The 9104-nt window shown below is 63.5% G+C and carries 16 protein-coding genes; 10 read left to right on the top strand and 6 right to left on the bottom strand.

Annotated features, from left to right (window positions below; genetic code table 11):
* Positions 1-17: 17 nt before the first annotated feature.
* The 9 genes from MTR66_RS11930 to MTR66_RS11890 all read left to right on the top strand — a co-directional run bounded on the left by MTR66_RS11930 (position 18) and on the right by MTR66_RS11890 (position 5628).
* Positions 18-596 carry a Maf family protein gene (locus tag MTR66_RS11930; protein ID WP_243921266.1) on the top strand — a complete coding sequence of 193 codons (579 nt, stop codon included), beginning with the start codon at positions 18-20 and terminating at the stop codon, positions 594-596.
* The gene (locus MTR66_RS11925; protein WP_243921264.1) at positions 593-1450 is read left to right on the top strand and encodes a shikimate dehydrogenase family protein; all 858 of its coding nucleotides are present in this window, start codon (positions 593-595) and stop codon (positions 1448-1450) included. The genes MTR66_RS11930 and MTR66_RS11925 overlap by 4 nt, the downstream gene beginning before the upstream one ends.
* A complete protein-coding gene (coaE, locus tag MTR66_RS11920; protein ID WP_243921262.1) occupies positions 1447-2043 on the top strand; it encodes a dephospho-CoA kinase in 597 nt (198 codons plus the stop codon). The genes MTR66_RS11925 and coaE overlap by 4 nt, the downstream gene beginning before the upstream one ends.
* Before the next feature lie 50 nt (positions 2044-2093).
* Positions 2094-2783 carry a DNA polymerase III subunit epsilon gene (dnaQ, locus tag MTR66_RS11915; protein ID WP_243921260.1) on the top strand — a complete coding sequence of 230 codons (690 nt, stop codon included), beginning with the start codon at positions 2094-2096 and terminating at the stop codon, positions 2781-2783.
* A 22-nt stretch (positions 2784-2805) separates the two neighbouring features.
* Positions 2806-3390 carry a ribosome hibernation-promoting factor, HPF/YfiA family gene (gene hpf, locus MTR66_RS11910; protein WP_243921258.1) on the top strand — a complete coding sequence of 195 codons (585 nt, stop codon included), beginning with the start codon at positions 2806-2808 and terminating at the stop codon, positions 3388-3390.
* A 116-nt stretch (positions 3391-3506) separates the two neighbouring features.
* Positions 3507-3968, top strand: a complete 462-nt coding sequence (locus MTR66_RS11905) for a PTS sugar transporter subunit IIA (RefSeq protein WP_243921256.1) — start codon at positions 3507-3509, stop codon at positions 3966-3968.
* Positions 3958-4452: a PaaI family thioesterase gene (locus MTR66_RS11900; RefSeq protein WP_243921254.1), complete on the top strand. Its 495-nt coding sequence runs from the start codon at positions 3958-3960 to the stop codon at positions 4450-4452. The genes MTR66_RS11905 and MTR66_RS11900 overlap by 11 nt, the downstream gene beginning before the upstream one ends.
* Positions 4453-4455: 3 nt before the next feature.
* Entirely contained in the window at positions 4456-4794 is a 339-nt protein-coding gene (locus MTR66_RS11895; RefSeq protein ID WP_243921252.1) for a DUF1491 family protein, read from the top strand.
* A 186-nt stretch (positions 4795-4980) separates the two neighbouring features.
* Complete coding sequence (locus tag MTR66_RS11890; RefSeq protein ID WP_243921250.1) at positions 4981-5628, top strand: cell wall hydrolase; 648 nt, start codon at positions 4981-4983, stop codon at positions 5626-5628.
* A gap of 67 nt (positions 5629-5695) precedes the next feature.
* On the opposite strand, the gene xth is transcribed toward MTR66_RS11890, so the two are convergent.
* The 3 genes from xth to MTR66_RS11875 form a co-directional block, all read right to left on the bottom strand.
* Complete coding sequence (gene xth, locus MTR66_RS11885; RefSeq protein WP_243921248.1) at positions 5696-6472, bottom strand: exodeoxyribonuclease III; 777 nt, start codon at positions 6470-6472, stop codon at positions 5696-5698.
* Complete coding sequence (locus tag MTR66_RS11880; protein ID WP_243921246.1) at positions 6469-6801, bottom strand: HesB/IscA family protein; 333 nt, start codon at positions 6799-6801, stop codon at positions 6469-6471. The genes xth and MTR66_RS11880 overlap by 4 nt, the downstream gene beginning before the upstream one ends.
* Before the next feature lie 73 nt (positions 6802-6874).
* Positions 6875-7300, bottom strand: coding sequence for a CBS domain-containing protein (locus MTR66_RS11875; RefSeq protein WP_243921244.1), 426 nt, complete (start codon positions 7298-7300; stop codon positions 6875-6877).
* A 148-nt stretch (positions 7301-7448) separates the two neighbouring features.
* Between MTR66_RS11875 and MTR66_RS11870 the strand changes: the two genes are divergently transcribed.
* Entirely contained in the window at positions 7449-7745 is a 297-nt protein-coding gene (locus MTR66_RS11870) for a hypothetical protein (protein ID WP_243921243.1), read from the top strand.
* Positions 7746-7762: 17 nt separating this feature from the next.
* Here MTR66_RS11870 and MTR66_RS11865 read toward each other — a convergent pair whose 3' ends face one another.
* The 3 genes from MTR66_RS11865 to MTR66_RS11855 are packed head-to-tail and all read right to left on the bottom strand — an operon-like array spanning position 7763 to position 9090.
* Positions 7763-8152 carry a (2Fe-2S) ferredoxin domain-containing protein gene (locus tag MTR66_RS11865; RefSeq protein ID WP_243921241.1) on the bottom strand — a complete coding sequence of 130 codons (390 nt, stop codon included), beginning with the start codon at positions 8150-8152 and terminating at the stop codon, positions 7763-7765.
* The gene (locus MTR66_RS11860) at positions 8149-8580 is read right to left on the bottom strand and encodes an acyl-CoA thioesterase (RefSeq protein WP_243921239.1); all 432 of its coding nucleotides are present in this window, start codon (positions 8578-8580) and stop codon (positions 8149-8151) included. Before MTR66_RS11860 ends, MTR66_RS11865 begins: the two co-directional genes overlap by 4 nt.
* A 54-nt stretch (positions 8581-8634) precedes the next feature.
* Positions 8635-9090: a DUF2497 domain-containing protein gene (locus MTR66_RS11855; protein WP_243921236.1), complete on the bottom strand. Its 456-nt coding sequence runs from the start codon at positions 9088-9090 to the stop codon at positions 8635-8637.
* Positions 9091-9104: the final 14 nt, after the last annotated feature.

Below are 9104 nucleotides of genomic sequence, written 5' to 3'. Positions count from 1 at the left end.
TTTCGGACTTTGGATTCATGATCGTTCTTGCTTCTCAAAGCGCATCGCGCCGGGCCATGCTGGAAGCCGCCGGCATTCCGTTCCGCGCGCAACCCGCTCATGTCGATGAACGCGCCATCGAACGGGCAATGGGTGAAGCGCCCCCGCAGGACATCGCGCTCGAACTGGCAAGGGCCAAGGCGCTGGCAGTCTTCGCCCCGGGCGAGATCGTGCTGGGCAGTGACTCGCTGGTCTCGTGCGGGGGGCGGCGGTTCGACAAGCCGGCCTCGCGCGATCAGGCGGCCGAACATCTGCGCTTCTTTTCGGGCAAGGTGATGGAACTGCACAGCGCGGCGGCGCTGGTGCGCGACGGCGAAGTGCTCTGGGCCGAACCGGCTCTGGCCCGGTTGCACGTGGCCTCCCTTTCCGAAGCTTTCATCGAGGCCTATCTCGAAGCCGAATGGCCCGAAGTTGCGGGCTGTGTGGGCGTATTCCGCATCGAAGGGCGCGGTGTGCAACTGTTCGAGCGGATCGAGGGTGATTACTTCACAATCCTTGGCATGCCGTTGCTGATGGTGCAGGCGGCTTTGCGCAAGATGGGAGTGATGCCGCAGTGAGCACGCCATATGCCGAAGTGATCGGCGATCCGATCGCGCAGTCGAAGAGTCCGGCGATTCATGGCTTCTGGCTGAAAAAGCTGGGCCTTGCCGGACGCTACGATCATTGTCTGGTCACACTGGAAGGTCTGGATGCCTATCTGGCGGAGCGCCGCGCCGATCCGGACTGGCGGGGGTGCAATGTCACCATGCCGCACAAGCTTGCGATCGTTCCCCTGCTCGACCGGCTCGATCCGCTGGCCGCGCGGATCGGTGCCGTGAATACGGTAGTGCGCGAAGCCGATGGCACGCTGACCGGCTATAATACCGACGCGCCGGGATTCCTCGAACCGCTGCGGGACGAACTGGGCAAGACGCACTTGTTCCGCATGGCCCGGGTGCTGGGAACCGGCGGCGCGGCCCGCGCGATCGTGGCGGCGCTGGCGCAGGAGAAGTTCGTGATCGTGCTGGCGGGCCGCGATCCTGCCAAGGCGCGGGCGATGCTCGACGAGCTGGCACCCGGCACCGATCACCATGCCATCGATCTTGCCCATTTCAGCGATCCCACCGATTTTGCCTTCGACGATCGCGAGGGCTGTTTCGACCTGATCGTCAATGCCAGCCCGCTTGGCATGACCGGGCAGCCGCCACTGGCGTTCGATTTCAGCCATGCCCCGCCCGGCAGCGTGGTCTATGACATTGTCACCAGCCCGCTTGATACCGCGTTCCTGCAGGCCGCGCGGGAAGCCGGGTTCGCGGCGGTCGATGGCCTGTCGATGCTGATCGGGCAGGCCGACGCGGCTTTCGCGCATTTCTTCGGCCGGAACCCGCCGCGCGAACATGACGCGGCATTGCGTGAGCTGATTCTGTCATGAGCGGCCAGAAAATCGTCGGCCTCACCGGCTCGATCGGCATGGGCAAATCGACGGTGGCGGGCATGCTGCGCGATCTGGGCGTGCCGGTGTTCGATGCCGATGCCGCCGTACACGAATTGCAGGGGCCGGATGGTGCTCTGCTCCCGGATATCGAAGCGGCTTTTCCCGGCACCACGGGGCCTGAGGGAGTCGATCGGCAGAAACTGGGCGCGGCAGTTTTCGGCCATACCGCGGAACTCGCGCGACTCGAGGGAATCGTCCATCCGGCGGTTGCGGACATGCGGCGTGCGTTTCTGCGGGAAAACGCGGACGCGCCGCTCATCGTTTTCGACATCCCACTGCTGTACGAAAAGGGTGGTCATGAAGGGCTGGATGCCGTGGCGGTGGTTTCTGCTCCGGCACAGGCCCAGCGCGAACGCGTGCTGGCCCGGCCCGGCATGACGGTGGAAAAATTCGAACGGATTCTGGCACTTCAGGTGCCCGATGCGGAAAAGCGCGCACGCGCCGATTTCGTTATCGATACCGGCGCATCGCTGGAAGAGACCCGCCATCAGGTGGCCGGTATCGTGAAGGCGTTGGAACGAGCAGAATAATCGCCCGCAGGCCCTTGCGCAGGGGGCGATGCAGGCAGATATGGGTAGAGATGCGAGAGATCATATTCGATACCGAAACGACCGGTTTCGACCCCAAGAACGGGGACCGTATGGTGGAAATCGGCTGCATCGAAATGGTCAACCGGGTTGAGACCGGCCGGACCTATCACGCCTATTTCAATCCCGAACGTTCCATGCCGGCCGAGGCCGAGGCAGTGCACGGATTGTCCGATGCCTTCCTGGCCGATAAGCCGCTGTTTTCCGAATGCGCGCAGGAGTTTCTCGATTTCATCGAGGACAGCCCGATGGTGGCGCATAACGCGGGATTCGACTTCAACTTCATCAACGCCGAGCTGAGGCTGTGCGGGCTGCCCGAAGTCAGCCGCGACCGCATGGTCGATACCGTCGCGCTGGCCAAGGTCCGCCACCCCGGCGCCAAGCTTTCGCTCGATGCCTTGTGCAGCCGTTATGGCATCGACCGCAGCCACCGCACCAAGCACGGCGCCCTGCTTGACTCCGAACTGCTGGCGCAGGTCTATGTCGAATTGCGCGGCGGCCGCCAGATTGGTTTGGAGCTGGTTGCGGAAAACACCGAAATCGTGACGGAAATCAAAGTCTTCAACAAAAAGGACCGTATTTTCCGTCAGGCGCGTCCCCACGCGCCCACTGAAGAGGAACGGGTCGCTCATGCAGAGTTCCTCAAGTCGGTCGATACCCCGCTCTGGGGTGATACAGAATAACTAGTACGAGGAGAATTCGCTCATGGACATTCGCGTCTCCGGTCATCAGGTCGACACTGGTGAAGCCCTCAAGATCCACGCCAGCGAGCGACTGACGGCGATCATAGACAAGTATTTCAGCAAGGCCCTGTCCTCGCATGTAACGTTCGGGCGCGCGCCCGCGGGGGCTTTCCGCTGCGACATCATCATGCATGTCATGCAGAATCTGGTGCTCAAGGGCACTGGCATGGCGCAGGACGCGCATCTTGCGCTCGATCAGGCCGCCGAGAAGATCGACAAGCAGCTGCGCCGTTACAAGCGGCGGCTCAAGGACCGTCACGAGCAGACGGCCCATGCCCTTGCGGTGGAAGATTCCGCCTATGAGGAAGCCGCTTACACGATCTTCGAAGAGACGCCTTCGGAGCATGCCGACGAGATCGATACCGATGCCCCGGTCGTCATTGCCGAAACGCGTGTCGACGTGCCTGAGGCCACGGTTTCGGATGCCGTGATGATGCTGGACTTGCGCAATACCACCGCGCTTTTCTTCAAAAACGCTGGCACCGGGCGGCATAATATGGTTTACCGCCGCGGCGACGGTTCGATCGGCTGGGTCGAGCCGCACTGATGCCCTTGGCGGCATGACATTCTTCTGAATGGAAGGAGAGAGAAACCCCCGGTTTTGCCGGGGGTTGGGGGCATGCATCAATTGGAAACCAGTCTCAGCCTAGAATTAGATTCGAAATGAGTGGTCTTTTTACACTGTTGCCCGAAGCCGTGATCACGGCGAACGCGGACAGCAAGGACATCATTCTGGGGCAGCTCGCAACGCTGTTTTCCGAGGTCTATGATCTGGACCGCGATAAGGTCCTGGAACGCATTGCCGAGCGCGAAGAGCTTGGCAGTACCGGCTTCGGGCGCCGGATTGCGATTCCGCATGCCCGCATTTCCGGTCTTGGCCGTCCGGTTGCCGCTTTCATACGTCTCGAATCGCCGGTCGAATTCGATTCCGCCGATGGCATGCCGGTCGATCTCGTGTTCGGCCTGCTTTCGCCAGAGGGGGCCGGGGCCACGCATCTCCACGCGCTCGCGGCGATTTCGCGCATGATGCGCGACGAACGCATGCACGAGGCGCTGGTGGCGGCGCCCGGGGCCGAGGCGCTCTATAGCCTGCTGTGCAACGTCATCGATCGCGATGCCGCCTGAACTGCCACGGGGCGCCGTGCCGGAGGAGGGCGGGGCCAGCTTGCACTGGCGCGCGCTGGAAGGGCTCTATGCTTCCGCGCCGGTCAATCACAAATTCCGTTCATCGCTGGAAATCCCGGGCGAAGGGCTTTCGCGTATCACTTTCGTGGTGGAGCCGGACTGTTTCCATGCGGCCGGGGCGGCGCACGGGACGATCTATTTCAAGATGCTGGATGATGCCGCGTTCTATGCGGCCAATACGCTGGTGACCGACCGGTTCCTGCTCACTACGTCGTTCAACCTGCACCTGAGCAAGCCGATCAAGGGCGGCACGGTCGTGGCCGAAGGCCGCTGGGTCAGCGGCCGCCGCCGGGTACTGGTGGCCGAATCCCGGCTGGTAGATGAGGAAGGCGACGAGGTCGGGCGCGGCACCGGCACGTTCATGCGCTCGCGCATCGCTCTTTCGGGTCTGCCCGGATATGCTGCACCGGCGGATGCAGCCTGAACCATGGACGCGCGGCTGCCGGCCCATCTTGAAGTCGCGGGTCTGATCCGGGCGGTGGAAATTGCCGGCGGGTTTGCATTGGTGGTTAACAAGGGCGAGCGCGACGCCGGGACGATCATGGTGGTGATCACGGAAAAAGGTGAAAACTCACGAGCTTATGAGCGCATGCCGGAGATGGATGGCACCCGCCAGTGGCGTTGCGTTAAGAAGCAAGATGCTGAAAATAAAAACGAATTTTCGGAGTACTTGAGCCGCCGGAGCGGGCAGGACCAAGACCTCTGGATCGTGGAGCTGGATGTCGCACAAGGCGAACGGTTCATCGGGCTTGTTAAAGATTCCTAGTTGACTTGCATGATTTGCAAGCTAAGGGCGCCTTCGCAGACGCGCAGGCGGCATGGGAAGCATTTCGGTTTTCCGGCTAGCACGCAGACGGGGGGCTGTCGGCAGGCCCGGACGTGATCATGATGCCCCCAGGGGTTTCGCGTTCCAGCCTGTGACGGACGGTTCACCGCATTAGACCAAGACATAATGAGCAGGAAGGTTCAGTGGGCAAGCGCAATGGCGCTGGCCGCTACGGCATTCGCCGCTTTAATTGGCGCCCAGGGTTCGGGCGCGGCCGCATCGGACATGGTTCCCGCGCCGGCCGAACAGAAACCCGCCGTGACATTCGTTTCCAAGCCTGTGGTTCAGGCCGTCGCCTCTGAAGATGGCGTTGAAACGGATGGCGTGCCTGCCGAACAGGCCGGTACCGAGATTTCCGATGCTGTTTCGCTGGCCCAGCTTGTGACGGAGCAGGCGATGCCGCAGAAGCTGGACCGCCAGATGCGCTGCCTGGCGGGCGCGATCTATTTCGAAGCCCGCGGCGAAACGCTGGAAGGCCAGCTTGCCGTTGGCCGCGTGATCGTGAACCGCGCCGCTTCGGACCGTTTTCCGGACAGCTATTGCGGCGTGGTTCTCCAGCGTTCGCAGTTCTCGTTCGTGCGTGGCCGCGCGATTCCTGCCGTGCGCAAGCATTCGCAAGGCTGGCGCCGCGCCGTGGCGATCGCCCAGATCGCGCGCAACGGCAGCTGGAAGAGCCCGGCCAAGGGCGCGCTTTTCTTCCACGCCGCGCGCGTATCGCCGAACTGGCACCTGACCCGTGTCGGCCGGATCGACAACCACATCTTCTATCGCTGATAAGATGCGGCGTTGAGAAAAGGGGCCGGGACTCGCAGTCCCCGGCCCCTTTTTCGTGCCTGCCGCTTCAGTCCTTGAGCTGGACCCAGATGGGGGCGTGATCGCTGGCCTTTTCCCGGCCGCGATGGGCCTTGTCGACGCCGCAGGCGGCAAGCCGGTCCGCCAGTTCGGGCGAGAGCAGGGCGTGATCGATGCGAAAGCCGTGATCGCGCTGCCAGGCGCCTGCCTGATAGTCCCAATAAGTCCAGATGCCGCCACGCGGGTTGTGCGTAGCGATCGCGTCGGTCCAGCCATCACCCAGCAGACGGAAGTAGGCATCGCGGGATTCGGGCTGCATCAGCGCATCGGCGGCCATCGCGGGGGGCGACCAGACATCCTGATCGGTGGGAATGACGTTGAAATCGCCGGTGACGATGGCGGGCACTTCCTCCGCCCGGATCGCGGCCATGCGATCGCGCAGCCGCTTCATCCAGCGCAGCTTGTAATCGAACTTGGGGCCGGGCACCGGATTGCCGTTGGGCAGGTAGATGCAGGCCACGCGCAGCCCGAAGACATCGGCTTCGAGATAGCGCGAGTGATCGTCCTCGGGCTCTCCATCAAGCCCGCGCTGCACTTCCACCGGCTGTTCGCCATCGGCCAGGATGGCGACGCCGTTGAAGCTCTTCTGGCCGTGCCAGAGGCCCTTGTAGCCCAGCTTCTCGAACTCCGCGATCGGGAAGCCTTCGTCCTGAGACTTGATCTCCTGCAGGCAGGCGACCGCGGGCCGGGTTTCCTCCAGCCATTCCAGCAGACGGGGCAGGCGCGCCTTGACGCCGTTGATATTGAACGAGGCGACTTTCTTCACACCGAGAAGCTCGTCCCGCAGCCGCACCCGGCCGCCGCGTTCGGATTCTCGACCCGGAAGGCCGAGCCGCCGAGCGAGTCGACGAAATCGACCACGCAGCCGTTGACGAGATCCAGACTGACCGGATCCACCACCAGCCGCACGCCATCGGTCTCGGCAATCAGGTCGTCCGCATCCGGGGCATCGGCCAGGCCGAACTTGTACTGAAACCCGGAGCATCCGCCGCCTTCGACCGACAGGCGCAGGATCGCGGGCTTCCCCTGCTTTTCGGCAATCGCCGCGACGCGCGCCGCAGCGGATGGGCTGAGTGTGAGGTCTGGCTGGTCCATATCCGGGATGTAGGCACCCCTGCCCCGCGCGGCAAGGCGGGAGCAGGTCTGCGGTGCGCTATTGCCTGCCGGTTTACACCGTCTGGATATAGTCGCGCATGGCGGCCGCTTCGGTCTCGATCTTGTCGATCCGGTATTTCACAAGATCGCCGATCGACACGAAAGCGATCATCCGGCCGCTTTCCACGACGGGCAGGTGGCGGATCCGCCGCCGCGTCATCAGCGAAAGCGCCGCCATCACCGACGTTTCCGGATCGACCGTGACGGCCGGAGCGGTCATGACTTCGCCCACCAGCTTTTCCAGCATGTCCGGCCCGAACTCGCGCAGGCGGTAGATGACGTCGCGTTCGGAAAAGATTCCGGCGATCGCGCCGTTTTCCATCACCGGCAGGGCGCCGATGCGGCGTTCGGCGAGCATCGCCGCAGCCTCGCGCACGGGGGTGGAGACATCGCAGGTAAGAACGGCTTCGCGGCCCTCGATAAGGCGCCCAATGGTCATTGTCGGACTCTCCCTGTTTTGTTTGAACCCGTTCCGTCAGGAGCAGGCTGGCAAAGAGTACCACAGGGGGCGGATATCCGCTACTTCGGGCAGGGCAGGCGATGCGGGCTCTTGCGGGGCAGCGGCAAAGCCCTCACATGGGCAGGCGATGATCCCCCCCTCTCCCCTTGAAGATCCCGAGAAGGCCGCGCACGCCTGGGCGCGCTATCTGCGCATCATGCGCTGGATGATGCTGGCGACGGTGGGGCTGGTGGCCGTGGCGGTGATCGTGCTCTACCGGTCCAACGGGATGATCTCGATCCACTTCTACATTGCGGCCGCGCTGGGCATCGGTTTCACGATGCTGCTCGCTTCGGCGCTGATGGGGCTGGTCTTCCTGTCAAGCGGCACCGGGCATGACGAGTGCATTGTCGATCCGCTCGAAGACGAGGATTCGCTGGGTTAGGGCCCTGAGGCCGGGCGTCAGTCCTCTTTGGGCCGCAGCCGGTATTCCTCGACAGGTTTTCCGCCGATCAGATGTTCCTGAATGATCCGTTCCAGCACCTCTTCGGTGCAGGAATGATACCAGACGCCATCCGGCCAGACGACGGCGACCGGACCGGCAAAGCAGATGCGCAGGCAATCGGCCTTGGTGCGCGCGACGCCGCCGCCGTGCTCTGTCTTGGGCCCATCCAGCCCAAGCTGCTTGAGGCGCTTTTTCAGGTACTTCCAGGCGGCCTGTCCTTTCTCCGGCGAACAGCATTCGCCTTTCTGCGGTTCGGCGCAGATGAAGATGTGGCGCGCAATCCCGTTGCCTCCGGCTTTGGAAAGCGCCGCACGGGCCTGTTCGATTTCGCGGCCGGACCCGGTCATGGCCGCAGCATCCAGGGTTCGGCCGCCGCGGTGAAGGCTTCGGGCAGGGGGCTTGGGCCGTCCGGGCCGACGGTGACGATGATGGTGCGGGCAAACGCCAGAAGCTTGCCGCCCTGAGTCACTGTCTGAACGATCTGCTGGCTGGTCCGCCCGACGCGTTCGAGCGCGGAGCCGATCTCGATCGGATCAGGATAATTGCCTTCGCCCAGATATTCGATTGCGATGCTGGCCACCATCGTGGCCGTGCCCGGCACCATCTTGCTGTAGCCGGTGCGGCGGCCGAAACGCACGCGGGCGTCTTCGAGCATGCCCGCCATGGCGACATTGTTGACGTGCATGTTGACGTCGAGATCGCCGAATCGCGGATCGATCGTGCAGGTAAACGGATAGCGCGCGATATCGAGCAGCGCGGGATCGGGTTTGGCCATGACAGGCGAGGTAGGGTGGGCGGACCGGCAGGTCCAGCCCGGAAATTGGATTCGTCAGCCCTTCTTGCCGACGATCCGCGCGATTTCGTCAGCCACCAGCCGCTCCACCATCGGCGGCAGGTTCTTGTCCAGCCATTCGGCAAGGGCCGGGCGCAGCAGTTCGCGGGTGAGCGCTTCGAGCGAGGTTTCGCCCGAACGGACGATCTGCGGGGGCACGCCGGGTTCGGACAGCATGGCCAGTGCAGCCAGCGATTCGCGCATGGAATCGCGCACCTGATCACCGATCAGCCCGGGCTCGGCGCTGTCTTCAAGGGTGCCGTCTTCGACTTGTGCCGTCTCGTTCAGTTCGAGCACGTCGTCACCGGTGTCTTCCGGGGCATCTTCTTCGGCCACGCCCGCAGTGGCGCGGCGCTGGCGTTCGATGCGTGCGCCGGTGCGGTTGTCGCGGGCAATGACCTGCTTGATCGACTGGAGAATCTCCTCGACCGAAGGCTCACTGTTCTGACGCATTCCCACTACCCCTT

The organism is Novosphingobium beihaiense (genome assembly GCF_022832375.1).
GTDB classification, from domain to species: Bacteria; Pseudomonadota; Alphaproteobacteria; order Sphingomonadales; family Sphingomonadaceae; genus Novosphingobium; species Novosphingobium beihaiensis.
The sequence above is the reverse complement of the archived record's forward strand: the minus strand, read 5'-3'. Positions and strand labels throughout refer to the sequence as shown.